22 protein-coding genes and 1 other RNA gene are annotated in these 26,466 nt (G+C 30.6%); 16 read left to right on the forward strand and 7 right to left on the reverse strand.

Going from position 1 to position 26,466, the window contains the following annotated elements; all coding sequences use genetic code 11:
- Positions 1 to 212: 212 nt before the first annotated feature.
- A non-coding RNA gene (ssrS, locus tag GXM21_RS01020) (6S RNA) lies at positions 213 to 395 on the reverse strand.
- 148 nt (positions 396 to 543) lie between these two features.
- Here ssrS and GXM21_RS01025 point away from each other — a divergent pair.
- The 4 genes from GXM21_RS01025 (at position 544) to GXM21_RS01040 (ending at position 6,233) form a co-directional block, all read left to right on the forward strand.
- Positions 544 to 870: a hypothetical protein gene (locus tag GXM21_RS01025; RefSeq protein WP_008540054.1), complete on the forward strand. Its 327-nt coding sequence runs from the start codon at positions 544 to 546 to the stop codon at positions 868 to 870.
- 214 nt (positions 871 to 1,084) lie between these two features.
- Positions 1,085 to 3,157 (forward strand): BglG family transcription antiterminator, encoded by a 2,073-nt coding sequence (locus GXM21_RS01030; RefSeq protein ID WP_008540052.1) that lies wholly within the window; start codon positions 1,085 to 1,087, stop codon positions 3,155 to 3,157.
- Positions 3,158 to 3,159: 2 nt separating this feature from the next.
- On the forward strand, positions 3,160 to 5,055 hold the full coding sequence (locus GXM21_RS01035) for a PTS mannitol transporter subunit IICBA (protein ID WP_008540051.1): 1,896 nt from the start codon (positions 3,160 to 3,162) through the stop codon (positions 5,053 to 5,055).
- A gap of 26 nt (positions 5,056 to 5,081) precedes the next feature.
- On the forward strand, positions 5,082 to 6,233 hold the full coding sequence (locus tag GXM21_RS01040; RefSeq protein ID WP_008540050.1) for a mannitol-1-phosphate 5-dehydrogenase: 1,152 nt from the start codon (positions 5,082 to 5,084) through the stop codon (positions 6,231 to 6,233).
- A 72-nt stretch (positions 6,234 to 6,305) separates the two neighbouring features.
- Here GXM21_RS01040 and GXM21_RS01045 read toward each other — a convergent pair whose 3' ends face one another.
- A complete protein-coding gene (locus GXM21_RS01045; protein WP_008540049.1) occupies positions 6,306 to 6,593 on the reverse strand; it encodes a hypothetical protein in 288 nt (95 codons plus the stop codon).
- A gap of 99 nt (positions 6,594 to 6,692) precedes the next feature.
- Between GXM21_RS01045 and GXM21_RS01050 the strand changes: the two genes are divergently transcribed.
- The 3 genes from GXM21_RS01050 (at position 6,693) to GXM21_RS01060 (ending at position 9,445) form a co-directional block, all read left to right on the forward strand.
- Positions 6,693 to 7,820: a glycerate kinase family protein gene (locus tag GXM21_RS01050; protein ID WP_008540048.1), complete on the forward strand. Its 1,128-nt coding sequence runs from the start codon at positions 6,693 to 6,695 to the stop codon at positions 7,818 to 7,820.
- A gap of 10 nt (positions 7,821 to 7,830) precedes the next feature.
- Entirely contained in the window at positions 7,831 to 8,604 is a 774-nt protein-coding gene (locus GXM21_RS01055) for an enoyl-CoA hydratase/isomerase family protein (RefSeq protein ID WP_008540047.1), read from the forward strand.
- A 205-nt stretch (positions 8,605 to 8,809) separates the two neighbouring features.
- Positions 8,810 to 9,445 (forward strand): PdaC/RsiV family protein, encoded by a 636-nt coding sequence (locus GXM21_RS01060; protein WP_008540046.1) that lies wholly within the window; start codon positions 8,810 to 8,812, stop codon positions 9,443 to 9,445.
- Between the two features lie 57 nt (positions 9,446 to 9,502).
- Here the strand turns inward: GXM21_RS01060 and GXM21_RS01065 are convergent, their stop codons facing one another.
- From GXM21_RS01065 to GXM21_RS01080, 4 genes are all read right to left on the reverse strand, one after another.
- Complete coding sequence (locus GXM21_RS01065; RefSeq protein ID WP_008540045.1) at positions 9,503 to 10,174, reverse strand: energy-coupling factor transporter transmembrane component T family protein; 672 nt, start codon at positions 10,172 to 10,174, stop codon at positions 9,503 to 9,505.
- A 5-nt stretch (positions 10,175 to 10,179) separates the two neighbouring features.
- The gene (locus GXM21_RS01070; protein WP_008540043.1) at positions 10,180 to 10,977 is read right to left on the reverse strand and encodes an energy-coupling factor ABC transporter ATP-binding protein; all 798 of its coding nucleotides are present in this window, start codon (positions 10,975 to 10,977) and stop codon (positions 10,180 to 10,182) included.
- A complete protein-coding gene (locus tag GXM21_RS01075) occupies positions 10,961 to 12,226 on the reverse strand; it encodes an ABC transporter ATP-binding protein (protein ID WP_008540041.1) in 1,266 nt (421 codons plus the stop codon). The genes GXM21_RS01070 and GXM21_RS01075 overlap by 17 nt, the downstream gene beginning before the upstream one ends.
- 386 nt (positions 12,227 to 12,612) lie before the next feature.
- The gene (locus tag GXM21_RS01080) at positions 12,613 to 13,593 is read right to left on the reverse strand and encodes an alpha/beta hydrolase (RefSeq protein WP_008540039.1); all 981 of its coding nucleotides are present in this window, start codon (positions 13,591 to 13,593) and stop codon (positions 12,613 to 12,615) included.
- Positions 13,594 to 13,803: 210 nt separating this feature from the next.
- On the opposite strand from GXM21_RS01080, the gene GXM21_RS01085 reads away from it, so the two are divergent.
- The 5 genes from GXM21_RS01085 (at position 13,804) to GXM21_RS01105 (ending at position 20,444) form a co-directional block, all read left to right on the forward strand.
- Positions 13,804 to 15,162 (forward strand): cytochrome ubiquinol oxidase subunit I, encoded by a 1,359-nt coding sequence (locus GXM21_RS01085; protein ID WP_008540037.1) that lies wholly within the window; start codon positions 13,804 to 13,806, stop codon positions 15,160 to 15,162.
- Positions 15,162 to 16,172, forward strand: a complete 1,011-nt coding sequence (cydB, locus tag GXM21_RS01090) for a cytochrome d ubiquinol oxidase subunit II (RefSeq protein WP_008540036.1) — start codon at positions 15,162 to 15,164, stop codon at positions 16,170 to 16,172. The genes GXM21_RS01085 and cydB overlap by 1 nt, the downstream gene beginning before the upstream one ends.
- Positions 16,173 to 16,179: 7 nt before the next feature.
- Positions 16,180 to 17,889 (forward strand): thiol reductant ABC exporter subunit CydD, encoded by a 1,710-nt coding sequence (gene cydD / locus GXM21_RS01095; RefSeq protein WP_008540035.1) that lies wholly within the window; start codon positions 16,180 to 16,182, stop codon positions 17,887 to 17,889.
- A gap of 1 nt (position 17,890) precedes the next feature.
- A complete protein-coding gene (locus GXM21_RS01100; protein ID WP_008540034.1) occupies positions 17,891 to 19,603 on the forward strand; it encodes an amino acid ABC transporter ATP-binding/permease protein in 1,713 nt (570 codons plus the stop codon).
- An 85-nt stretch (positions 19,604 to 19,688) separates the two neighbouring features.
- A complete protein-coding gene (locus tag GXM21_RS01105; protein WP_008540033.1) occupies positions 19,689 to 20,444 on the forward strand; it encodes a DeoR/GlpR family DNA-binding transcription regulator in 756 nt (251 codons plus the stop codon).
- A 54-nt stretch (positions 20,445 to 20,498) separates the two neighbouring features.
- Here the strand turns inward: GXM21_RS01105 and rhaD are convergent, their stop codons facing one another.
- Positions 20,499 to 21,317 (reverse strand): rhamnulose-1-phosphate aldolase, encoded by an 819-nt coding sequence (rhaD, locus tag GXM21_RS01110; RefSeq protein ID WP_008540032.1) that lies wholly within the window; start codon positions 21,315 to 21,317, stop codon positions 20,499 to 20,501.
- 262 nt (positions 21,318 to 21,579) lie between these two features.
- Here rhaD and galE point away from each other — a divergent pair, with 262 nt between their 5' ends.
- The 4 genes from galE to GXM21_RS01130 all read left to right on the forward strand — a co-directional run bounded on the left by galE (position 21,580) and on the right by GXM21_RS01130 (position 26,315).
- Positions 21,580 to 22,569, forward strand: coding sequence for a UDP-glucose 4-epimerase GalE (gene galE, locus GXM21_RS01115; RefSeq protein WP_008540031.1), 990 nt, complete (start codon positions 21,580 to 21,582; stop codon positions 22,567 to 22,569).
- 36 nt (positions 22,570 to 22,605) lie between these two features.
- Positions 22,606 to 24,102, forward strand: coding sequence for a UDP-glucose--hexose-1-phosphate uridylyltransferase (gene galT, locus GXM21_RS01120; protein WP_008540029.1), 1,497 nt, complete (start codon positions 22,606 to 22,608; stop codon positions 24,100 to 24,102).
- Between the two features lie 123 nt (positions 24,103 to 24,225).
- Positions 24,226 to 25,257: a LacI family DNA-binding transcriptional regulator gene (locus GXM21_RS01125; RefSeq protein WP_008540027.1), complete on the forward strand. Its 1,032-nt coding sequence runs from the start codon at positions 24,226 to 24,228 to the stop codon at positions 25,255 to 25,257.
- Positions 25,258 to 25,271: 14 nt separating this feature from the next.
- Positions 25,272 to 26,315 (forward strand): aldose epimerase family protein, encoded by a 1,044-nt coding sequence (locus GXM21_RS01130; protein WP_008540026.1) that lies wholly within the window; start codon positions 25,272 to 25,274, stop codon positions 26,313 to 26,315.
- The last annotated feature ends 151 nt before the right edge of the window (positions 26,316 to 26,466 follow it).

Here is a 26,466-nt window from a genome sequence, read left to right on the forward strand (position 1 = left end):
CTCATAGATATAGATTAAATGTAAATTATATTTTATAAAAAATAATGGATATTATATTAATATGTAATCAGTATAAAATTTTTTGATAGCTACTACAAGAGAAGATTTTATATTTTACATAGTTTTTACTAAAGGCTAGAATTTTGTAATATTAAATGGATTTTTGACAAACAAAAAAGCATTGTTTCACTTTTTGTAAAACAATGCTTTTTTATATGCCCATAATGCCGTTATCTTTTATTCGCCTAGACCTGCTTGGTGCAGGTGGGTATCTTGGATAAGAGCTTTGCTATTCGTTCGAGACGATTCAGCAGCACAAATATCACAGCCAGATTCCCGTTTAGAAAGAGTAAGGTTAGACAATATAAAAAGACCTACGCACATTGCAGGCATACTCCGTTATTAACTGATAATATAATAGCATAAAGATGAAATCTGTGCAAGAGTGAACAAGTCAGAATTGCAAATTGCATTTTTACTTGCGCAGATTATTAGGCTCAGTTAAAATAAGTATAACGTTATTGATAAAAGAAGGGATTTTTTATGGAAAACAATTATAGTGTAGCTATTTCTTGTCATAGTGATTTAGGATATATTGAGTATACAGCTGATACTAAATCTGCAAATATTGTTTTGGCAAATGAAGTAGCTAAACAAAAAGTAGAAGAGTTTTTAAATACACCATTAACTTTACAAGTACCACATGAAACATTACATGATTTTACTACAATAACTATTAATCCATTAGATGATGTGGAAACACTTCAATTAGCACTTACTCGTTTATGGGAAGCAACTGATGTACATGTTGATTGGAGTAGACCAGTTGACTATGTAAAAAATGGAATTCGCAGTTTAAAAGATTTATAAAATATATTATAGGTTATAAAAAGCTACATTTAATATTCATTTTTATGAATTTATTGAATGTAGTTTTTCTATTTTAGACATTATTTAATTTTGTCCTAAAGGATTAAAGACTTAATAATATAACTTTAGATTGAATTTACGAACAATTCTCTATTATAATTTAATTGTAGAAATAAACCGGTTATTTAATATTAAACTATAAGGAATTAATTGTATGAAAATAAACGAACGTTCGAAATTTATAATTAATGAACTTATAAAAAGAAATACTTATGTAACAGCTAGTGAAATAGCTGATTTACTACAAGTAAGTATAAAAACAGTAACTAGACAATTAGTTAATGTTGAAAAGATTTTAAATGAAAATGATTTAATTTTAGAAAGAAAAACTAGCAAGGGTATGCAAATCATAGGGACTGAAGAGCAAAGGCAAAAAATGCTAGAACAAATCCAATCTAATGGTTTGCATGAATATTCGCCAGTGGAAAGACAAAATATAGTATTAAGTCATTTGTTAAAATCACAAGAACCTATAAAGTTATTGACTTTGGCAAAATTATTGAATGTAACAGAAGCCACTATAAGCAATGATTTAGACAAATTAGAAACATGGATAAAAAAGATGAATATGAATTTAGTTCGCAAACCTGGTTTAGGGATTTATTTAGAGGGATTAGAGAAAGACATCAGGAAAGCGATTATAAGTCATATTTATAAAAATCTCCATGAGAAAAACATTCTAAATGTCTTAAATAAACAAGAAAAAAATATTAAATTAAAAAGTGGCACGGATAAGTTTTTATTAGACTTAGTCGATAAAGATATCATTCAAAAAGTAGAAAAAGCAATAACTACAGTAGTGGAAAGAGAGAATTATAATTTATCGATAAATGCTTTTTCAGGCTTAGTAGTTCATCTTACATTAGCGATACAGCGTTTATTAAAAGGTGAAATTATCAAAATTGATACTAAGTTTTTAACAGAATTGAAAAAGAAAAAAGAATTTGATTTAGCATTTAAGATAAGTGAAGAGATTGCGAAAGTCTTTGATATCGTAGTTCCAGAAGAAGAAAGTGGTTTTATCACTATGCATCTTTTAGGAGCTAGAAATAATTATCAAGAAGGCACTATTAATAACTATGATAATTTTGCTTTGATAAAAATTGCCAAAAAAATAATAGCTATAGCTCAAGAAGAAAGCGGTATTTTTATAGCTAAGAAAAGTAAATTATTAATAGGTCTTGTAAAACACTTAGGGCCAGCGGCAACGAGAATAAAATTAAATTTAGAGATACGTAATCCACTACTAAATGAGATGAAAGAGAAATATCCTCAATGGATGAAATTAGCTAAAAAAGCAGCTAAGCCTTTAGAGGAAAAATTAGGGGTTAATTTACCAGAAGCGGAAATTGCTTATTTAGCAATGCATTTAGGTTCCACTTTAGAAGATGCAAGTTTGCAAAAAGCGAGAAAATATAATGTTTTGGTGGCTTGTCCTACAGGAATTGGCACATCAAAATTATTAGCAAGTCAACTAAAACAAAAATTCACTAATTTAAATATTGTAGCTATTGTTTCTGCAATTAATATAAACTATGAATTTTATCAAAATGAAGGCATAGATTTTATAATTTCCACCGTGGAAATAAATGAAGCGACAATACCAGTAGTGATTGTGAATTTCATGTTAGATGATAAGGATATAGATAATATCATTCATCAAATGCAATTATTACCTGATGAAAATAGTGGAGAGTATCATAAAGATAATAAGAGTTTAGTTGAGAAATTGAGCGAACTAAATCTATTTGGTTTTTATATTAAATCTATTTTAAAGAATTTCTTTTATCAAGATATGGTAAATGTTAATTCTAAAGAAGAATTATGTAGTTTTGTTAGTATTTATTTATTAAAAGAAAATATAAGTCAAATTTTGGAAGCTGACTTGAAATCAAGAGAAGAAAAAGGTAGCACTATTATTAAAGATTTAATGTTATTACATACAAAATCTAAAGTTATACAAAATTTGACAGTAGGGATTATTCAGTTAGAAAAATCTTTAAAAATAAATGAAAAAGAAATATCTACAGTGTTGATTTTATTAGTTCCAGATAAAGTTGATGAAAAAGCTTTAGAAACGATGGGAGTTTTATCCGAAAGCATTATAGAAAATACGAACTTATTAGATATTTTACATCAAGGTTCTAAGGCAGAAATTTATTTGGAACTAGAAAAAATATATACAAATTATTTTAAGAAAAAATATAAAAAGGTAATGGAGGGTTAAAAATGTCTGAAGCAAAAGCAGGAAATGTTGCTCAAGAAAAGATGCAAAAATTTGGTAGATTTTTAAGCGGAATGGTAATGCCAAATATCGGTGCATTTATCGCTTGGGGTTTACTCACAGCATTATTTATTCCAACTGGTTGGATACCAAATGAATATTTAGCAGCTGCAGGTGGCCCTATGTCAAAATGGTTAATTCCATTATTGATTGGTTATAGTGGTGGTAGTGCTATTTATCAACATCGTGGCGGTGTTTTAGGTGCTATCGCAACAGCTGGTATCATCGCTGGTTCTGACATTCCAATGTTCTTAGGAGCAATGATTGTTGGTCCATTTGGTGGTTGGTGTATTAAAAAATTTGATGAAGCTTTCCAAGATAAAATCCCAACAGGATTTGAAATGCTCATCAATAACTTCTCTGCTGGTATTTTAGGTGGTATTTTAGCAATCCTTGCTTATGCTATCGTAGGTCCAGTAGTAAGTTCCTTAAATGATATTTTACGCGGTGGCGTTGAATTTATCGTAAACTTAGGTCTTATTCCACTCGTATCTATTTTGGTTGAACCTGCAAAAGTATTGTTCTTGAATAATGCTATCAACCATGGTGTATTCAGCCCAATTGGTATTCAGGAATCTCAAGAACTTGGAAAATCCATCTTCTTTATGATTGAATCTAACCCAGGCCCTGGTCTTGGTGTATTACTTGCTTTCTGTTTAGTAGGTAAAGGCATGGCAAAAAGCTCTGCTCCAGGTGCAGTAATTATCCACTTCTTAGGTGGTATTCATGAAATTTACTTCCCATACATTCTCATGAAACCAATCCTCTTATTAGCAGTTATTCCAGCAGGTATGGCTGGCGTATTCACATTAAGCGTTTTAAATGGTGGTCTTATCGCTCCAGCTTCTCCAGGTAGTATTTTTGCAATCTTAGCAATGACTCCAAAAGGAGCATATTTTGCAAATATCGCAGCAGTAGTAGTAGCTACAGCAGTGTCATTCGTAATAGCTTCTATCTTCATCAAAGCTTCTAAAGATGACGGTTCTTCCTTAGAAGAAGCTCAACAAAATATGCAAGATATGAAAAACCGTGGTAGCAAACGTGTTGAAAGTGATGTAGTAGTAAAAGGTAGCGAACTTAAGAAAATTATTTATGCTTGCGACGCAGGTATGGGTTCTTCCGCTATGGGTGCAAGTGCACTTCGCAATAAATTGAAAAAAGCAGGTTATGGATATATTTCTGTAACAAACTGTGCTATCGGTAATATTCCATCTGATGCTCAGATTGTAGTATCTCATGAAAAATTAGCAGACCGTGCAATCGCCGATTCTCCACAAGCTGAACATTTATTTGTACAAGATTTCATTAAAAACGATGTTTATGATATTATTTTAGCTAAATTACAAAATGTAGAAGCTAAAGTAGAAGAAGTTACAGATAGCAAAGAAAATGCTGTTGAAGATGAAACTGTATTAAAACGTGAAAATATTAAAATGTGCTTAGATACAGTTACTAAAGAAGAAGCTATAAAAATGGCTGGCGAATTATTGTATAAATCTGGCTATGTTGGCAAAGAATATATTAATGGTATGCTTGCACGTGAACAAGATGTAAGCACATACATGGGACGTGGCATTGCTATTCCACATGGTGAAAATGCAGTAAAAGACACAGTTAAAAAATCAGGTATTGTAGTATTACAATTCCCTAATGGTGTAGAATTTGGTACAGGTAAAGCAAAATTAGTTGTTGGTATCGCAGGTAAAGGCGACGAACATCTTGCTATCTTAGCAAATATTGCTATTGCTCTTGACGAATATACTGATGAACAATTAGAAGAATTATTCGTTACAAAAGACAAAGAAGCTTTATATAACTTATTTACAAAATCTAATGATTAAGTTTTAGATAATAGGGGGTATTTTAAATGAAAGCAGTACATTTTGGTGCTGGTAATATCGGTAGAGGTTTTATTGGAGAATTATTATATGAATCTGGTTTTTCTACAACTTTTGTTGATGTAGTAAAAGCAACAGTTGATTATATCAATGAAACAAATTCTTATGAAATGTATATCATTGATAATAATGAAAAGAAAGTAATTAAAAATGTAAAAGCTTTTTCTCCAATTACTAATGAAGCAGATATTGTGGAAGCAATTTGTGAAGCTGATTTAATTACAACATCTGTTTGTGTTGATAATTTAGATAAAATAGCTCCTACACTTGCTAAAGGATTAAAAGAACGTTTAAATCGTGGCATAGGTAAAGTAGATGTTATGGCTTGTGAAAATGCTTTTTATGCTACAGATATGTTGAAAAAAGCTTTAGTAGAAAATACTAAAGCGCCAGTAACAGAAGAAGAACTTGATAAAGTAGGCGCTTTCCCAAATGTAGCTGTAGATAGAATTGCACTTAGCACAGTTATAAATGGCGTAAGAGTACCTCAAATTCAAGCAGCTTTTGAACTTGTTATTGAAAAAGACAAAATGGTAAATCCAGAAGCTCAACCAATTAAAGGTGCAGAATATGTAGAAAATCTTGGCATGTATCTTGAACGTAAACTTTATGTATTTAACTGTGGTCATGCTGCAACTGCATATTTTGGTTACCATAATAATTGTGAAACAATTCATGATGCTTTAGAAGTTCCAGAAATTAAAGCTGATGTAGTAGCTGTAATGAAAGAATCAGCTATGGCAATGACTAAAAAATATCCATTTAAATTTGAAGAATTAGAAGCTTATATCGAAAAAATCTTAAAACGTATTTCCTTAGAAGCATTACATGATGAAGTAGTACGTGTAGGTCGTTCTCCTATCCGTAAATTAAATCTTAAAGACCGTTTAGTAGGGCCAGCTTTATTAGCTGAATCTTATGGTCTTGATAATACTCACTTAGCAAAAGCTATTGCTACAGGATATACTTTTGATTATAAAGAAGATGAACAAGCTGTAGAAATTCAGGCTTATATTGCTGACAATGGTATTGAAAAAGCAGTAGAAAAATATTCTGGACTTACAGCAGATCAAAAACTTTATCAGCTTGTAATTGAAAATTATAAAGCTATTAAAGCTTAAAACAAAGTTTTCCCCATTCCTATTCTAAATAAATAAGAAAAGCACAGCTTATTATAAGCTGTGCTTTTTATTTTATTTTTGTTTACTGATTATATATTTATCTGTAGCAAAATCCAACATTTCTTGCCATGTTTTGAATTGAGTATTTTTAGCTACATGTTTATCCATTAATTCTTCTGGTAATTCTTCAAAATCTTTTTGGCAAGTGATATTAAATTTACCACCTGTTAAAAATTTGGCAAAAGTTTTATATTTAGTGTATTTACGCATAAAGGAAATATTGAATACTTTGTCAAACTCTATTAATTGAGGTTCGATTTCATTAGGTAATTTATAATATCCTGTGATTTTTACAGCCATAAAGCTACCTCCAGTATAAATAAGATGAAATAAAAATTTTAACTATATAATATAAAATATGAAGAAAATAGTAAATATAACAAAGGTGTGAAATGTTTTATGCAAAATTTTATTTTAGTACCTGATTCTTTTAAGGGAACTTTATCAGCTATAGAAGTCTGCAATATCATGAAGTCATCAATAAAAAATTTATATAAAGATGCAAATATCATCAGTGTACCTGTAGCTGATGGTGGTGAAGGAACAGTAGATGCATTTTTATATGCTCTTGGTGGGGAAAAGAAAAGTATTTGGGTAAGTGATGCTTTTAATGAACAGAAAATATTAGCTCATTATGCTATGTTAAAAGATAATATAGCTGTCATAGAGATGGCTGCTTGTGCTGGATTACCATTGGTGAAAAATCGCTTAGAGCCAGATAAAACAACTACATTCGGTGTGGGTGAATTAATCATAGATGCTATAAATAGTGGGGCTAAAAAAATAATTTTAGGTCTTGGTGGAAGTGCGACAAATGATGGCGGTTGTGGTATGGCTGCTGCTTTAGGCGTGAAATTTAAAGATGAACAAGACCAAGAATTTATACCAACAGGTGGGACATTGTCTCAAATTTATAAAATTGACATGAATAATATATATTCGAAAATAAAAGATATAGAATTTATATCTATGTGTGATGTGGATAATCCTTTATGTGGCAGACTAGGTGCGTCGGCAGTTTTTGCTCCTCAAAAGGGTGCTGATGAAGATATGGTTAAATCATTAGATGAAGGGTTAGCTCATTTAGCAAAAATAATTAAACGAGATTTACATATTGAGGTGAAAGATATCAAAGGAGCTGGAGCTGCTGGCGGTTTAGGTGCAGGCAGTATAGCTTTTTTGCAAAGTAAATTAACTAAAGGCATAGATGTTATTTTAGATACGATAAATTTTGATGAATTAGTTTCAAAGGCAGATATTGTATTTACAGGTGAAGGTAAATTTGATAGTCAATCTTTGCATGGAAAAGTAGTCATGGGTGTGGCAAATCGCAGTCAAAAATATAAAACTCCTGTAATTGTGGTAACAGGAGCTATTGGTGAAAATATTCAAGAAGCGTATAATAAAGGTATAACAGCTATATTTAGCATTAATAAAGAACCTATGGAATTTAGTAAATCAGCCTTGAAAAGCAAAGAAAATATGATATTAACTATGGAAAATATTTTAAGGTTATTAAAAATATGAGGTGGCAAATATGCAAAGTGTTTTAATGGAAAAAAATGAGCATCTAGGGATAATTACATTAAATCGTCCTAAAAGTTTAAATGCAATGAATGCAGATTTAGTGGAAGAATTTCATCGTGCCTTAGATATTTTTGTAGAAGATGAAGATATTCGCGTAATTATTTTAACTGGTGCAGGTAGAGCTTTTTGTGCTGGTGGTGATTTAGGTTATTTAGAAAGCTTAAATGATGATAAAAAAAGAAAAGCCTTTATTGAACGTGTGGGTGAAATGACTCTAAAATTGAGAAATTGTGCTAAGCCTGTCATTGGTATGATAAATGGGGTTACTGCTGGCGCTGGTGTTAATTTAATGTTAGCTTGCGATATTGTATGTAGTAGTGAAGATGCCAAATTTATTCAAAGTTTTGTCAATGTTGGTTTAGTTCCTGATTGTGGCGGTATGTATTTATTAAAAGAAACAGTAGGATTGCAAAAAGCGAAAGAATTAATGTTCACAGCTGATGTAATCAGTGCTCAAGAAGCAGAAAAATTAAAAATGGTAATGCATGTCTATACAAAAGAAGATTTGAAAATAGAAACAGAAAAAATAGCACAAAAAATAGCTCAAGGTGCGCCGATGGCTATTATGTATATGAAGAAAATGTTAAATAAATCATATGCAAATCTGAAAGATTTTCTTGATGAAGAAGCTCTCGTACAGACTTTTTGTTTAGGAACAGAAGATTGTAAGGAAGGAATTTTGGCTTTTAAACAAAAACGTCAACCTAATTTTCAAGGCAAATAATAAATTTAGAAATATTTAATTAGATAAAAATAAAAAGTCCTACGAAATTGCCGAACGTAGGACTTTTATCTTGCTTATATCTTCTAAAATTAGGAAGGATTAATTTAATAATAATATAATTTTTAGTAAATAACAAGTAATTTTAAGAATTTTTTAATATTGTTAAGATATAATGAAAAAAAGTGCATTTAAGGGAGGGTTTCTTATGCAAAAATCGTGGAAAATTTTAATGAGTTTATTTATGGTAATGCTTTTATCAATGTCGGTTACATTTGCGCAATCAAGCTATTATGAAGTGCAAGAAAAGACATTGGACAGTGAGTTTGTAGAGGGGAAATATCCAGTAGTAAATGCAGATAATATTTTAGTGAAATCTAGAATAAATAGACAGATTACTAAGATAATAAATGACTTTAATCAAAATGTTCAACAAGAAAATGATATTGGTAGAGACCTTACAGGTTTTATCGGATATGAAATAAAAGCAAATAGCGATAAAATTTTTAGTGTGATAATAAATTGTTCTACTATGTATAAAGGTGCGGCTCATCCAAATACGTATGCTTATGGATTAAGCTTTGATGAACAAGGTAATTTAATACAATTTTCTCAAGTTATTAATATAGATAAGCAAAGTGGAAAAAATATTTATACAATAGATAATTTAAATAAAGAAATAAAAGCACAGGTAGGTCAACATCTATTTGATTTCCATAAAGATGTAACAGCATTTCCTCAAGAATTTTATTTAGATGAAAATATGGATTTACATGTATTGTTCCAAAGATATGAGATAACACCATATGCAGTAGGTCTTGTTGATGTTATTTTAAAAAAATAAAATTGTTATAAATAAAAAACTGCTAGATATAATATGCTAGCAGTTTTTTTATTAGTTTTAGATGAAATAAAATAATAAAGATAAGATTAGAAGAAATAAAATCATAGAAATATAATCTATAGCTCTTAATTTAGTATCAATGATAAATACTCTTGGCTTAGGAGAAGAAAATCCTCTCATTTGAAGACTGAGCGCCATATTTTCACTGCGAGAAATAGAGCGAAAAACCATGGGTTTAATTACCATCATATAGTCAAAAATGCGACGAAATGGATTTGATGAAGGTTTAAAACCTCGGCAGCTCTGGGCATCACGAACAGCAGAGCTTTCTTCTAATATATCAGGAACAAAACGCAAAATAGCAGTAATCATAAAAGCGTATTGATAAGGTAAATGCAATTGTTTTACTAATGAAGCTGTGAGTTCTCTAGCAGAAGTGGTTTGCAAGAGCAATAATAAAGATACTGCCATGATGAACATTTTGAGAGCAGAAGCAATGGAGGTATTTAAATCAGTACCGCAAACAAGTTGAATTAGAAATAAAATAAAGCTGAAAAAAATTAAAATACCAAGAGCACTCCAAAGTAATTTTGTCTTAGGTAAATAAAAACAAGTAAAAATTTCGATAAAGGCTAATAGACTTAAGATATATAAATCATTAGTAATTAAAGACGCTATTGAAATCATAATAGCTAAAATTAATTTTGTTAAAGCAGTTAATTTATACATTATAATCAACCTCGTTTGTGTAAATGAGCGTAAATTTCCATAGGTGTAAGGCAAATATCTAGACCTAATTCCTGGCTGATACAAACAGCTTCAGGTAATTCTAAACCGAGCTTTAGCGTCAATTCTTTTTGGGAAAATAAATCAAGTGGCGTACCGTCAAAGGCAAGTTCTCCTTGATTGATGACGATGACTTTATCAGCATGTTCAGCTAAGATATCCATATCATGTGTTACCATGATGATACCTAAACCTTGAGCATTTAATTTTCGCATCAAGCGCAATAACATAGTGCGTTCTCGGCAATCTTGCCCAGAGGTAGGTTCATCTAAGATTAAGATTTTAGGTTTGGCAGCTAAGGCGCAAGCAATAGATAATCGCTGTTTTTGCCCTAAGCTTAAAACTTGAGGCATTTCCCAAATTATATCTTGAAGATTAGTTATTTTTAAAGCTTCTTCGACACGTTTTTTTATAGTATGTTCATTACAACCTAATTTTCTAGGAGCAAAAGCTACTTCTTCGAAAACAGTGGAAGCGAATAATTGTTGGTCAGGATTTTGAAATACATAACCAATATATTGAGCCATTTCATATGGTTCTTTTTTTGTGATATCAACATCATCTAAAGTCATAGAGCCTCTATTAGGGTGTACAAGTCCCATTACAAGTCTAGTTAATGTTGTTTTACCACTGCCATTTCTGCCAGCTATAGCTGTGATTTTTGTATCATCTATATTGGTGGAGATGTTCTTTAAGATAAATCTATTTTTTTGATAGCTAAAAGAAATATTATTTAGCGTTAACATGATTATCACCTATTTCATAGCGTATTTTCCAGCGAAGAGGAATAACTTCAGGATAAATTTTTTCTTCATACATATATTTTAAACAATCATCTACATTACCACTGTAAGCTAAATGACCATTATCAATTACACAAAGTTGGTCAGCAATATCAAGCACATATTTCAAATCATGTTCAGTTACAATAATTGTTTTATTATATCTTTTATTGAGATTGACTAATAAATTATAGATATCTTTTGCGCCTTCAGGGTCAATGGCTGCAACTGGTTCATCAAGAATGATGATAGGTGTATTCATTGCCATTATAGAGGCAATAGCAAGTCGTTGTTTTTGTCCGCCAGATAAAGCTGAAATCGGCATATCTTCTTTATCAGATAGACCAACGCTAGCTAAAAGTTCGCGTCGTCTTTTGATGATTTCTTGAGCATTAAGACCAGATATTTCAAGAGAAAAAGCGATTTCATCGCCAACTGTTTGCGTTACGAGTTGAGCATTATAATCAGCCATGACAACACCAATTAATTCATTGAGTTTTTTAGGTGGTGTATTCAAGATATCAATATTGGCTATATTTATTTTGCTGGTGATGATTTCACTTAGATATGCAGGTTTACTGCCAGCTATATTTAAGATTAAGGAAGTTTTACCACTGCCATTTACACCTGTGATTACACAAAAAGAACCTTGAGGAATATTCAAATTTATATCGTGCAAAGAAAATTGTTTATCATTTTTATTTAATTTGGCATTGAAAATTTTAAAAGCAGGTAAATATAACAATTGACCAGCAACAGCACCTAAAAGAGCAACTAAAGCTACAGCAGGAAGCATAGCATAAAGATAAATATTCATAGGAAGTTGTAAAAAGATTTTCGTCAAAGTAACAAAAGTACCGCCACTAATAAAAGTAGTGATAAATACAACGATAAAAGGAATTAGTGAAATTTTAGATTTTTTAATGTTGAAAAGATTGCTATTGACCATTAAAGCGCAAATAGTAGCAGCTAATGGATCACTTATTAAATTAGCATAAGGTAGAGCAGCTTTAGATGTCATCATAGCGATGATACCGGAAACTAAACCAATGCCGAAACCTTGTTTTATTGTTGGTCTACATAATAATATCGCTAAACAATACATTACAATATTCCAGTTTAAAGATATGCCACCAATATTTGGCGAAACCATACGTAAAATTACACCGATGGCTAATAATAAAGTAGTAATAGTTATCCAACGTAACTCCATAAATAAATCCTCCAATCAAATAACAAACAAATAAAAAAGCCTCTCAATCCCTATAAAAAGGGACGAGAGGCGTTATACTCGTGCCACCCTTAGTTGAACTAAGTAGCAAATTATCTTACTAAATACAAAGTACGGGATTTTTTATATCCGATACTCGTTTCCGTATAACGGTGGAAAAGGCCGATAGTGCTTACCCCATAATATTATGGCTCAGGCTACATCTCACAAGTCCATTCGCTATCATAAGTGCTTATCGAATTCTCAGCATCGTCGATTCTCTGTAAAGCTTTTATCATAGTTACTATTCTTGCTCATAGATTTTAAATATATTAATCTGTGTTCATGATATCAAAACTATTTTTTATTGTCAAGATACAATAAAATTTTTAATTTTGTATAGTTGTAAAATGATTATTAACGAGAAAATCTTTTATTACATTAAAATATTCATTAGGATAATTAGAAATAGCTTGAGCATGTGTAGAGTCTTTGAACATATGCATAGATTTTGTTGCACGACAATTATCGTATAATTCTTGAAGTGTATTTGGCGGGATTAAAGTATCTGCACTGCCATGTAAAAATAATGTAGGGCTTGTGGAGTGAGCTACTGCTTTTAATGGAGCTAATTTATCTAAAGTTGAACCTGTATGCCAATACATGCAGACTTGAGAATAAATCCACAAGATATCAAGAATTTTGGAATCATTAGGTAATTGTATCATGCTGTGTAGATGATTGTAATAAAGACCTTTTAAATCACTATAAGAACTATCTTCAATGTAAAAATCAGCAGGGTGAACAGATAATCCACTGTGCAAGAGGGCAAATGCACCACCTAGAGAAATTCCATGAATGCCAATTAATTCTTGTTGTTTCGTATTGCGAAGATAATCGCACCACATATCAATATCACGGATTTCTGTTTGTCCCCAAGTGATGATGCCATCACTTTCACCATGACCACGCAAATCAATCAATAAGACATTAAATCCTAATTGTTTATAGATATTGACATAATTTAAGCACATGGAACGATTTTGATAAAGACCATGAATTAAAATAATTGTCTTTTTATATTTGGAATTATTGTTGATAAAAGTGCCAACTAATTCACGAGAGCTATCACCATAAGGAGTGTATAGAGCAACTTTTTGAGCGTTAGGATTTTCTTGTTGATATTGATTTATTCGCGTCAAATCTTGAGAATGATTTACGATGCTAGTGAGATTGATATTTAATTGGGGATTGCTAAGCTCCATATATAAAATATTGCCTAAAATTAAACCTAAAGTATTAAAGGTTAAAATAGCACCGATTAAAAGTCCAATAAAAAATATAAATAAAGAATGAAGAAATTTTTTCACATAAACCACCTAGATAAAAAATAAAAATTTGCAATAAAAACCAAAGATAATAAATTGGATAATAACGAGTATATATTATTTAGATGATTTTATAAAGATTATTTTTGAGGAGTTATGATAATAATTATCTATAAATAATAAATCTTGCGTCTATATAAGTTATTAGTGTATACTTAACTTATATATACACTACAAAGGAGGTTTTATATTATGGATGTTATAACTCTATCTAGATTGCAATTTGCAATCACAACAATTTACCATTTTTTATTTGTTCCGGTTTCATTAGGTTTATCCATTTTCATTGCTATTATGCAAACTATGTATTTAAAAACAGATAATATAGTTTATAAGCGTTTAGCAAAATTCTTTGGAAAACTCTTTATCATTTCATTTGCCATGGGTGTGGTAACTGGTATCGTACAGGAATTTCATTTTGGTATGAACTGGTCTGAATACTCTCGTTTCATGGGAGATATTTTTGGGGCACCACTTGCACTAGAAGCATTGACTGCATTTTTCTTAGAGTCTGTATTTTTAGGTGTATGGATTTTTGGTGAAGGTCGTTTATCCAAAAAATTACATTGTTTATCTATTTGGCTTGTAGCTTTTGGTAGTAATTTATCTGCTTTTTGGATTTTAGTTGCAAATTCTTTTATGCAACATCCTGTAGGTTATACTATTGCTAATGGCAGAGCTGAAATGACAGACTTTTTCGCATTAGTAACTAATCCTTATGTTGTAGGGCAATATGCTCATACTGTATTATCTGGTATTGTTACAGCTGGTGTGATTGTAGTGGCTGTAAGTGCTTATCGTTTATTGTCTGGTCAAAATGTAGAAACATTTAAAACAGCGATAAAATCAGGTATTATTTATAGTTTAATTGGTTTGTTCTTAGTAATGGGCAGTGGACATTTACAAGCTCAGTTTATCGGTAAAAATGTACCAATGAAGATGGCAGCTATGGAAGCTTTATGGGAAACTGAAAATCCAGCTCCTTTCACTGTAATAGCTAATATTGATACAGAAAATAAGGTAAATCATGATGCTATTGAAGTGCCATATATGTTATCTATGCTTATTTATGATAGCCCAGAAGGCGAAGTAAAAGGCATAAATGAATTGCAAGAACAATATATTCAACAATATGGTTATGATGATTACATTCCAAATGTAGTTTTGTTATTCTGGAGCTTTAGAATTATGATAGCTTGCGGTGTAGCTATGATTGGTGCAATGATTTTAGCAGGCTTTTTATTCTATACAAAACGTTTGGAAAATGCTCGTTGGCTCTTAAATATTTTAGTATTATTATTGCCATTGCCATTTATAGCAAATACTTTTGGTTGGATAATCACTGAAGCTGGTCGTCAGCCATGGATGGTAGTAGGTTTGCAAAAAGTATCTGATGCAGTATCTCAAAATATCACTAGCACAGAAGTTTTAATTACATTGGTAGGTTTTACACTTATTTATGCTTTATTAGCTGTAGCTGCTATCTTTATAGCTCTTAAATTCGTGAAAAAAGATGCTCATAAGATGGATGATGAAGGAGGGCAGGCATAATGGATTTACAAATTGTATGGTTTATACTTGTAACAGTTTTATTTGTAGGTTTCTTCTTCTTAGAGGGCTTTGACTATGGCGTAGGTACGATTTTACCATTTTTTGCGAAAAATGATGTAGAACGCCGTATGCTCATTAATTCCATAGGTCCAGTTTGGGATGGTAATGAAGTTTGGATGATTACTGCTGGCGGTGCTATGTTTGCAGCATTCCCTCATGTATATGCTACTATGTTTAGTATGCTTTATATGGCATTGTTTTTGATGCTCTTAGGTTTAATTGTTCGTGGTGTAGCTTTTGAATTTAGAAGTAAACACGATTGCACATATTGGCGAAGCTTATGGGATTATATGATTTTCTTTGGCAGTGCCTTACCTGCATTTTTATGGGGCGTTGCTGTAAGTAATATGATGAAAGGGTTCGCTATCAATGGTGAAATGATTTATAAAGGTACTTTCTTTGATTTATTATCTTTATATACTATCGTTGGTGGTATTACTTTCTTATTGGTATTTGCTTATCATGGAACAGTATTTTTAACACTTCGTCTTGCTGATACAAAAATGATTGATAGATTGCGTATCGTGTCTGTATGTCTTGGTGGTACAGCAGCTATTTTCTATGTGCTTTGTTTGATTTTAACTGCATTGAATACAGATATGTTTGCGTCAATTTCTTCTGTTATTTTATTTATTCTAGCAGCTGTTTCTTTTGTAGCTTCTATCTTATTAGTTTATAAAAAACAACAATATGTTAAAGGCTTTATCGGTTCTTCTTTAGCTATTGTATTTACAACAGTTGCAGTATTTGCAGGATTGTTCCCACGTATTTTAATATCCACTTTAAATCCAGATTGGAGTCTAACAATTTATAACGCTTCTTCTACTGAATATACTTTGACTATAATGACAATTGCTGCTGTTTGCTTTGTACCAGTAGTACTCATTTATCAAGGTTGGACTTATTGGGTATTTAGAAAACGTGTAAGTCATCATGACTTAGAATATTAATAAAAAAATGATAGATAAAAATTTATTAAAAGATATTTTCCCTTTTAAACGACAGTTGATTTTGGTGATGATATCAAATATTATGCAAGCTATGATGATTGTAGCTATAGCATATATTATTGCTTATATAGCAGATAAATTACTTTTATCTCGCTTAGAAAGTAGTACAGCAACGCCATTATTGGTGTTGCTGTTTTTCTTTTTTTGTATAAAGGCAATACTAAATTATTTTAATCATTATCAAATGGAGAAAATATCATTAAATGTACAAAGCAATTTACGTAAACAATTATTTGAAGTATTGGCTCAGCGTAGTTTTTTAGCTAGTTCATATGCAAAAGGGCAATGGATAGCCTTGATTACAAAAGGCGTTGATAAATTAGATATTTATTTAACGTCATTTATACCACAATTAGGTTTATTGAGTACAATTCCGCTCATTTTATTGATATTTACTTTTATCAATGATTGGATATCTGGATTGATTTTTTTGATTACTGCACCATTAATACCATTTTTTATGATTTTAATTGGCAAAATTGCAGATAAGGAAAATAAAAAACAGTGGCAAGTTTTTCAAAAATTAACTATGTATATGGCAGATTTATTGCCTGGTTTATTGATTGTTAAAGCATATAATCAAACACAAAGACAATTAAGTGAAATAAATAAAAATGGTAAACTTTTTAGTCAGGCGACTTTAAAAGTTTTGCGCATAGCTTTTATTTCAGCTTTTATGTTAGAATTTATTTCTACATTAAGTATAGCGATTATTGCTGTAAATATTGGTCTTAGACTCATCTATGGACATGTGGAATTTTTACCTGTATTTTTTATCTTATTGATAGCCCCACAATTTTATCAGCCTTTTCGTCAATTTGGTTCAGCTTTTCATGATGCCATGAATGGAATTACAGCTTCTAGTGAAATTTATGCTATGATTGATAAACTAAACTGTATAAAGGAAAGTAAGGCAAATTTAAAATTTGATGATGCAGATATGGTGCAGATTGAATTAAAAAATGTTTATTATAAATATCAAGATAATGATAAATGGGCAATTGATGATTTGAGCTTGAAAATAGAAAAAGGCAAGCAGTTTGTTTTGACTGGAGATAATGGGGCAGGGAAATCCACATTATTTAAATTATTATTAGGTATAGAAAGATGCCAATCTGGAGAAATCTTAATCAATGATTACAATTTAGCTGATTTAGATAAACAATGGTGGCAAAGTCAAATTGGCTGGGTAGCTCAAGAGCCATATATTTTTTCAGCGACAATCAGGGAAAATATAACTTTAGGTAGAGATTTTAATTTAAAAGAAATAAAACATATTTGTCAGTTGGTAAATTTAGATGAATTTATAAAATCAATGCCACAGGGATATGATACAGAAATAACTTCAGCGATGAATTTAAGTTCTGGGCAAAAGCGTCGTTTAGGTTTAACTAGAGCTTTAATTGGTAGACCAAAATTATTATTATTAGATGAACCTATGGAAAATTTAGATGTATATAATGAGAAGTTGATACAAAGAATTTTATCTGATTTAAAAAATAAAGTAACTGTAATAATCATTGGTCATCGCTTACAGACTTTAAAAAATGCTGATGAATTGATTTATTTACAACAGGGAAAATTAGTGGATAGTGAAAAAATTAAGGATAAAATAAATTATTTTAGTGAAATAATAGAAGGTGAAAGGAGTATTTGAAATGGTACAGATATTGAGTAATATGATAAGACCTGTAATATGGAGTTTATTATTAGCAATATTAGTAGGTACTATTTCAACATTAAGCTCAATAAGTTTAATGGGACTTTCAGCATGGTTGATAGCTAGTGCTGCCCTGCAACCGCCACTTTATGTTTTATCACTTGCTATTGTAGGTGTACGCTTTTGCGGTGTAATGAGGGCTGTCTTTCGTTATTTAGAGCGATATTTTACACATAAAGTAGGTTTTTCTCTATTTACGAGTTTTAGAGTATTTGTTTTGATAAAAATTATCAAAGCATTGCCATTTAAGCAACAAACAGAAAATGGAGATGCTTTTGATTTAATTGTAAATGCAGTAGATAATTTAAGAGATAGTTTTCTGCGTTTCTTTTTGCCACCTATTATAACTACGATAAGTGTATTTATCTTATCTATATGGTTTTTTCTATATAGTTATGATTTAATGATATTACTAATTAGTTCATGGCTTGTATTTATGATAGTCATACCTTATATGACATGGCGAAGATATTTGAAATTAAAAAAGCATAAATTTTTATTGACTCAAGAGATTATAGAGTTTTATGAAGGTAATAGGGAACTATCTTTCTATAATTATGACAAATATAGATTGAAAAATATTAGCCATAGTATTGAGCAGTATCAACAATATCAGCAAAATTTATTTAAATTAAAATTAAAAGTTAATCTATGTAGTGAATTTATAATGGGAGCTTATTTAGTTATTTGTCTGGCTATAAGTATTTATTTGGTGAATACACAAGATTTTAATCCCATTATGGCGATTACAATAATATTGACTTATCAAGCTGTCTTAGAGGTGTTAGCGATGATGCCTTCATTAATAGAGCATTTTGATGAAGCTAGTAAACGTTGGCAAGATTTAGCTATTTTTATGCAAGAGAAAAAATTTATTGCTGATACAAATAATGAAGTAAAAAATGAAAATCAAGAAGATAAGAAATGTGAAGATGTGCAATTATTGTTGAAAGATTTAGCTTATGGATATGATAAAGTTTTATTGAAAGATATAAATTTATCTATAAAAAAAGGCAATAAAACCTTGATTGTCGGCACTAGTGGTTGTGGAAAATCCACATTATTTTATGTATTGATGAGATTATTATATCCATTGAAGGGAAATATCTTTATACAAGGTAAAAATTATGATGATTTAGCTGAAAAATCTATACGTGAACATTTTGCAGTAGCATTTCAAGAACATCATATTTTTAATTTATCTATACGTGATAATTTTAAAATGCTTTATGAAGATATCATTGATGAAGAAATATATATATCCTTAGAAAATGTATATTTATTAGATTTTGTAAAGCAAGTGGGATTGGATTATATAGTGGGCAATGATGGCAATAAATTATCAGGTGGGCAAAAGCATAGATTACAATTAGCTATTTGTTTAGCAAAACAAAAAGATATAATTTTATTAGATGAACCTACAGCAGGGCTTGATATAAAAACGACAAATAATATATGTAGTCAACTTATGGAAAAATATCAAAAACAAACGATGATAGTAACTTCTCATGATATAAGTTTGTTGAGATTTTTTGATGATATTATTATTTGTGGAGAAGAAAAAATCATAGAACAAGGTAATATAAAAAAATTATTATTGCGTGAAGATAGTTATTTGAACAAATTGATTAGGTACAAAAACTTTATCTAGGAGCAATTTATTTGTATTTTTTATAGGGATATTCTATAATGATTATAAGATTATAAATAATATTTATAGATTTTGGGGTGATTTTATGCTAGGTATTGAGCGACGTCGGGAAATAATGAAATTATTAAATCAGCACCAAAAAGTTTATGTACAAGATTTGAGTAAATTATTTGATGTAACTGATGAAACAATAAGGCGTGATTTAGAAAAATTAGAGCAACAAAATTTAGTTAAACGTTGTTATGGTGGAGCGGTAATAAATGACCATACAAGTCAAGATATTTCTTTTTTAAAGCGCATAGATATTAATAATAGTAATAAGGTTTATATAGCTAAAAAAGCTGAACACTTGATTAATGACGGCGATACCTTAATGGTAGATGCAAGCACTACATGTTTAGCATTATTGCGATATTTAAAAGATAAGAAAGATTTAACTATAATTACAAATTCTATAAGACTTATAAATGAATTTGTGAATAGTGATTTTAAAATAATTTCAACTGGTGGAGAATTAAGAGCTCATTCTTATGCTTTAGTTGGACCTATTGCTTGTGAGACTATAAAAAAATATTATGTAGATACAGTTCTTATTAGTTGTAAGGCTTTAGATATAAAAAAAGGTTTGATGGAATCAAATGAGCCGGAAAGTATTATTAAACGACAAATGATAGAACAAGCACAAAAAAGTATTTTATTAGCAGATAGTACGAAATTTGATAAAACTGCATTTACTAAAACATGTGATTTAGCTCAAATTGACACAATTGTAACGGACAAAGAACCTAATATTGAGTGGTTTGATTATATTAAAGAAAATGATATAAAGTTGATTTACTAAAAAAAGCTGTAACAAAAGAGGATATCTCTAATTGTTACAGCTTTTTTATGATATTTATTTTAAGAAAGTTTTATTTAAATTTATTTTAAAATCTCTAGCTAAATCAAGGAAATTTTGAGTAGTAATAGTTTGTTTTTTGCCACCCATTGAACGGACTTTTACACAGATTTCAGCAGCTTTTTCCGCAGTATCCATAAGACCAAAAGCTTCATCGAAATCTTTACCAGAGCAAAACATACCATGATGAGCCCATACTACAATATTATATTTTTTCATAAGTTCACTTGTAGCTTTAGCTATTTCGCTACCACCTGGAATCATCCAAGGAACAACACCAATACCCTCAGGGAAAATAACAGGATCTTCTGTTGCCATTTCCCAAAGTTCACGAGTAAATTCTTTATCGTTTAGTGGTAAAACGAAAGTAAGAGCAATAATGTTAGTTGGATGAGCATGATAAATTACATGATTTTGCCCATTAGTTAAGTCTTTTTTTATGCTATGGTTCATAAGATGCGTAGGAAATTCACTTGTTGGACGACCACCCTTTTCTAATCCCCAAACGATAGCATAATTTTCACCTTTATCATCAATTTTAGCAATACAAATATTATCTTCTGGTTTTAAGATAATATTGCGCATATAGCGACCAGTTCCAGAAACTAAGAAATATTCATTAGCTAAATTAGGTACACTTACACCAATTGGAATCCAATTAGTAGGTGCTTTTAATTCAGATTTTATTTCTTCGATTTCTTCAGGTTTTATACGATAACTTAGATTGCCACCATTGCGTTCATGCCAGCCTTTTTTGAATGCATCGTCAGTAAGACGTATAAATCCTTGAATAAATTCAGCATTAGTAATTAACATAAAATATCCTTTCTTATGAGAAAATCTTTATTTTTGTTTATATCTTTATTATTTTTATTATTTTAAATATAATACCACATAAAATCACAATAAACAATAAAATAAAAAATAAGTTTTCAGTAAAATTTAAAAATAAAATAATTTGAAAAAGTATTGATTTATATATTTTATTGATGTATAATTGAAATTAGAAAACGTTTACTGTTATATAGAAAATTAATCAAAAATATTAATAATATTATTTTCTTAGGAGGATTTTAAAATGGCAGTTTTAGTATGTGGTGGAGCAGGTTATATCGGCTCTCATATGGTTTATGAACTTATCAATAATGGTGAAGATGTTGTTGTAATCGATAATCTTGAAACAGGTCATTTAGCTTCTGTTCATGAAAAAGCAAAATTTTATAAAGGCGATATCCGCAATATGGCAGACCTTGATAAAGTTTTTACAGAAAATGACATTGAAGCAATTATTCATTTTGCTGCAAATTCTCTTGTTGGTGAAAGTATGCAAGTTCCTTTAAAATATTTCAACAACAACACTTGCGGTATGGAAGTTCTTCTTGAAGCTATGGTTAAATATGATGTTAAGAAAATCGTATTCTCTTCCACTGCTGCAACTTATGGTGAACCAAAACGTGTGCCTATTTTAGAAACTGATGAAACAAATCCTACTAATCCATATGGTGAATCCAAACGCATGATGGAAAAAATGATGAAATGGGTAGATATGGCTAACGGTATTAAATATGTATCCTTACGTTATTTCAACGTAGCAGGTGCTGTTGAAGATGGTCATATTGGTGAAGCTCATACAACAGAAACTCACTTAATTCCAATCATTTTACAAGTTCCACTTGGTAAACGCGATCACATCACTGTATTTGGTACAGATTATCCAACAGCTGATGGTACTTGTATCCGTGACTATGTACATGTAATGGACTTAGCAGATGCACATATGAAAGCTCTTAACTATTTACGTGAAGGTAATGAAAGCAATATCTTCAATTTAGGTACTGGTGAAGGCTTCTCTGTAAAAGAAATGATCGATGCTGCTGAAAAAGCTACAGGCTTAAAAATTAAAGTAGAATATGGTCAACGCCGTGCTGGTGACCCTGCTCGCTTAATTGCTTCTAGTGAAAAAGCTCAAAAAATCCTTAACTGGCATCCAAAATATACAAGTATGGAAGAAATTATCAAAACTGCTTGGAAATGGCATCAAGCTCATCCAAACGGATATGAAGACTAATTTTGGGGTTTAGTTAATAAAAGGGGATTTTTAATAATGGATATGAATTTACAAATAAATCGTTTGTTAAACTTTGCTCTACAACAAGGTCTTATTGCACCAGAAGATAAATACTATAGTGCAAACTTACTTTTAGATTTATTAGGTGTAGATGAGTTTGAAGTTGTAGAAGTAGATGAAACATTACCAATAGCTCATGATATTTTAGAAAATATGTTAGATTATGCTGTAGAAAAAGGTCTTTGTGAAGATACTGTAACTCAGCGTGATTTATTTGATACTCGTATCATGAACTGCGTAATGCCTCGTCCTTCTGAAGTTGTAGGCAATTTCAAAAAAATATACGAAAAATCAAAAGTTCAAGCTACTGATTATTTCTATAAAACAAGTATTGCTTCTAATTATATTCGTAAAGATCGTATTGATAAAAATATTATTTGGAAAGCAAATACTGAATATGGTGATTTAGATATCACAATTAACTTATCTAAACCAGAAAAAGATCCAAGAGATATTGCTAAAGCAAAACTTGTAAAATCTTCTTCTTATCCAAAATGCTTACTTTGTCGTGAAAATGAAGGTTATGCAGGTCATGCAAATCATCCAGCTCGTCAAACACATAGATTAATTCCTATGGATTTTGAAGGTCATCAATGGTTTATGCAATATTCCCCATACACTTATTACAATGAACACTGCATTTTATTAAATTCCTTGCATGTACCAATGAAAGTTTGCCGTGCTACTTTTGAAAACTTATTAAACTTTGTGGATTATTTACCACACTATTTCTTAGGTTCTAATGCAGATTTACCAATCGTTGGTGGTTCTATTTTATCTCATGACCATTATCAAGGTGGACATTATACATTCGCTATGGAAAAAGCTCCAATCGAAGAAACTTTCAATATCGAAGGTTTTGATAATGTTACTGTTGGTCGTGTAAAATGGCCTATGTCTGTAATTCGTGCAGCTTCTTCTAATAAACAGGATTTAATTAATTTTGCTGTACATGTATTAGATGCATGGCGTGGATATTCTGACGCAAGTGTAGATATCTTAGCTGAAAGCGATGGACAACCACATAATACAATTACTCCAATTGCTCGCGTTCGTGATGGTAAATATGAATTAGATTTAGTTTTACGTAACAACCGTACAACTGAAGAATATCCATTAGGTATTTTCCATCCACATGATGAAGTTCATCATATTAAAAAAGAAAATATCGGCTTAATTGAAGTAATGGGTCTTGCAGTACTTCCAGCTCGTTTAAAAGACGAATTAGCAAAAGTAAAAGAATGCTTTATCGCTGGTAAAGAAGATATTAGTGATGATGAACAAATCGCTAAACATGCAGATTGGTACAAAGAAATTCGTGCAAAATACACAGATATTAAAGCTGAAGAAGTTGAAGATATGCTTAAATTAGAAGTAGGTAAAATCTTTATGGTTGTATTACTTCATGCAGGCGTATTCAAACGCAATATACAAGGTATTCAAGCTTTCAATAAATTTGTAGCAACTTTATAATTTTAATAATTATGCCATCTATAAATTTTATAGATGGCATATATTTAATCAAGAAAATATTGAAAATATAGAAATAATATATTATTATATTTTAATATATTATTTTAATAAGGATTGAAGACAATGAAGTCAACTACGATAATTGATGTAGCCAAAAAGGCACAAGTATCAGTAGCAACGGTATCCCGTGTAGTAAATGGTAATTATCCAGTAAAAGAAGCTACGAAGAAGAAAGTTTTAGAAGCAATAAAAGATTTAGAATACATTCCAAACATTCAAGCAAGAGAATTAAATACACAACATTCTTCAATAATTGGAATTATTGTGCCTAGTCTATTTAATACTTTTTTTGCTGAAGTTGTAAGTGGAATAGAAAGTTTTTCAACAAGTAGTGGCTATTCGTTATTGTTGACTTACACAAAAGATGACCCTATCTGTGAAAAAGAATGTATGAATGAATTACTGATGCGAAATGTGTCAGGAATAATAAATATTAGTCCAAATACGGAACGTGTGGATAGTAGTTTTTTTGACCAGATGGCATCTAGGATACCGCTGGTATTTATTAACTCATATATAAAACGTCCAGCTATTTCTTATGTATATAATGATGAACGTATAGGTACCAAAATTGCCTTAGAACATTTAGTATCATTAGGTCATCAAAATATTTGTTTCGTTCGTGGTGAACGAAGCGATTCTTATGAGTTTAAAGAAGATGTATATATTGAATTTATGAAGAAAATGGGTTGTTATAATCCAGAAAATATCATAAATGTTAGTGCGGGTAATAGTATAGATACAGTAGAGTTGACTGCTAAAAAGATTGTAGAATTTTTGCCTAATCGAAAAGATGTTACAGCATTTTTTTGTTGTAATGATTTGATGGGTGTCGGTGCAGTCAATGCTTGTAGACGTTTAAATTTAAAAATTCCAGAAGACATATCTATTATGGGATATGATAATGTCTCACTAAGTCATTTTATTGAGCCAAAACTTACGACAATGGACCAAAATATGATGACTTTAGGATGGACAGCGGCTAGTTTATTAATGGAAAAAATAGCTAGTGATAATAAAACAAGCAGACAAGTTGTATTACAAAATACTTTAGTCTTACGTGATACTACAGGTCCTTGTAAAACAAATAAATAAAAGAGGTAAGAAAAATGGCAGTAGTAAAAAGTGAATTTGGTGTAGCTTCTACAGGGGAACAGGTTTATAAATTTAAAATTGAAAACTCCAAAGGCGAATATGTAAGCATTATTAATTATGGTTGCACTATTCAAGCTATTGTAGTTGAAGGCAAAGATGGTAAATTACATGATGTAGTTTTAGGTTATGACACTGTAAAAGGCTATGAAGAAGGAACATTCTTCTATGGTGCATTCATTGGTCGTTGCGGTAATCGTATAGCTAATGGTAAATTTACTTTAAATGGAAAAACTTATGAATTAGAAACAAATAATGGAGCAAATCATTTACATGGTGGCTCTAATGGTTTTGATAAAAAAGTTTATAGCGATTTCACAATTGGCGAAAATAGCGTATCTTTAAGACGTACATCTCCAGATGGTGAAGCTAATTATCCAGGAAACTTAGATGTAGAAGTAATTTATACTTTTGATGATAATGCTTGCTTACGCATTGATTATAAAGCTAAAACTGATGCAGACACTGTAGTTAACTTAACAAATCACAGCTATTTCAATTTAGCTGGTGAAGGCAGTGGCAGTGTTTATGATCAAACATTGAAATTAGATTGCCCAGCAATGATTCCAACTGATGCAGGATTAATCCCAACTGGTGAAATTCGTCCAATTACAAAAGGTGATGTATTTGACTTTAGTGAAGCTAAACCTATCGGTCAGGATATAGACAAAGATGATGAACGTTTAGTTATTGCTGCTGGTTATGACCATACAGTATTATTACCAGAACATGATGGTTTATATACTTTTGCACAAGCTAAATCTGAAAAAACTGGTATTATTATGGACGTAGCTACAACAATGCCAGGTGCACAGTTCTATTCTGCAAACTTCTTAGAAGGAAAACCAGGTAAACAAGGTCATATTTACAATCGTCGTGATGCTTTCTGCATTGAAACTCAATATGTACCAAATGCTGTAAATTGTGATAAATTTGCCTCTCCAGTATTGAAAGCAGGACAAGAAACTCATACTGTTACAACATATACTTTTAGTAAATAATTATATCGAATATAAAAATACACTTATGTGATTACATAAGTGTATTTTTTTTAGTTGCGGAAAAATCATAAATAGTTTGTAGTGTATCATAGTGAATAGATTGTTTTCTAAAGGTATTAGGCGTGATACCTTTTAAATTTTTAAATACTTT

This window comes from Megamonas funiformis (assembly GCF_010669225.1).
Taxonomy (GTDB): domain Bacteria; phylum Bacillota; class Negativicutes; order Selenomonadales; family Selenomonadaceae; genus Megamonas; species Megamonas funiformis.

Coding starts and splice junctions, on each gene's coding strand:
- GXM21_RS01075 (WP_008540041.1), bottom strand. CDS start 12,226: ATGGAGTTACGTTGGATAACTATTACTACTTTATTATTAGCCATCGGT.
- GXM21_RS01070 (WP_008540043.1), bottom strand. CDS start 10,977: ATGTTAACGCTAAATAATATTTCTTTTAGCTATCAAAAAAATAGATTT.
- GXM21_RS01100 (WP_008540034.1), top strand. CDS start 17,891: ATGGTACAGATATTGAGTAATATGATAAGACCTGTAATATGGAGTTTA.
- GXM21_RS01085 (WP_008540037.1), top strand. CDS start 13,804: ATGGATGTTATAACTCTATCTAGATTGCAATTTGCAATCACAACAATT.
- GXM21_RS01055 (WP_008540047.1), top strand. CDS start 7,831: ATGCAAAGTGTTTTAATGGAAAAAAATGAGCATCTAGGGATAATTACA.
- GXM21_RS01060 (WP_008540046.1), top strand. CDS start 8,810: ATGCAAAAATCGTGGAAAATTTTAATGAGTTTATTTATGGTAATGCTT.
- GXM21_RS01065 (WP_008540045.1), bottom strand. CDS start 10,174: ATGTATAAATTAACTGCTTTAACAAAATTAATTTTAGCTATTATGATT.
- galT (WP_008540029.1), top strand. CDS start 22,606: ATGGATATGAATTTACAAATAAATCGTTTGTTAAACTTTGCTCTACAA.
- GXM21_RS01125 (WP_008540027.1), top strand. CDS start 24,226: ATGAAGTCAACTACGATAATTGATGTAGCCAAAAAGGCACAAGTATCA.
- GXM21_RS01045 (WP_008540049.1), bottom strand. CDS start 6,593: ATGGCTGTAAAAATCACAGGATATTATAAATTACCTAATGAAATCGAA.
- cydD (WP_008540035.1), top strand. CDS start 16,180: ATGATAGATAAAAATTTATTAAAAGATATTTTCCCTTTTAAACGACAG.
- GXM21_RS01130 (WP_008540026.1), top strand. CDS start 25,272: ATGGCAGTAGTAAAAAGTGAATTTGGTGTAGCTTCTACAGGGGAACAG.
- rhaD (WP_008540032.1), bottom strand. CDS start 21,317: ATGTTAATTACTAATGCTGAATTTATTCAAGGATTTATACGTCTTACT.
- GXM21_RS01050 (WP_008540048.1), top strand. CDS start 6,693: ATGCAAAATTTTATTTTAGTACCTGATTCTTTTAAGGGAACTTTATCA.
- GXM21_RS01030 (WP_008540052.1), top strand. CDS start 1,085: ATGAAAATAAACGAACGTTCGAAATTTATAATTAATGAACTTATAAAA.
- cydB (WP_008540036.1), top strand. CDS start 15,162: ATGGATTTACAAATTGTATGGTTTATACTTGTAACAGTTTTATTTGTA.
- GXM21_RS01025 (WP_008540054.1), top strand. CDS start 544: ATGGAAAACAATTATAGTGTAGCTATTTCTTGTCATAGTGATTTAGGA.
- galE (WP_008540031.1), top strand. CDS start 21,580: ATGGCAGTTTTAGTATGTGGTGGAGCAGGTTATATCGGCTCTCATATG.
- GXM21_RS01040 (WP_008540050.1), top strand. CDS start 5,082: ATGAAAGCAGTACATTTTGGTGCTGGTAATATCGGTAGAGGTTTTATT.
- GXM21_RS01105 (WP_008540033.1), top strand. CDS start 19,689: ATGCTAGGTATTGAGCGACGTCGGGAAATAATGAAATTATTAAATCAG.
- GXM21_RS01035 (WP_008540051.1), top strand. CDS start 3,160: ATGTCTGAAGCAAAAGCAGGAAATGTTGCTCAAGAAAAGATGCAAAAA.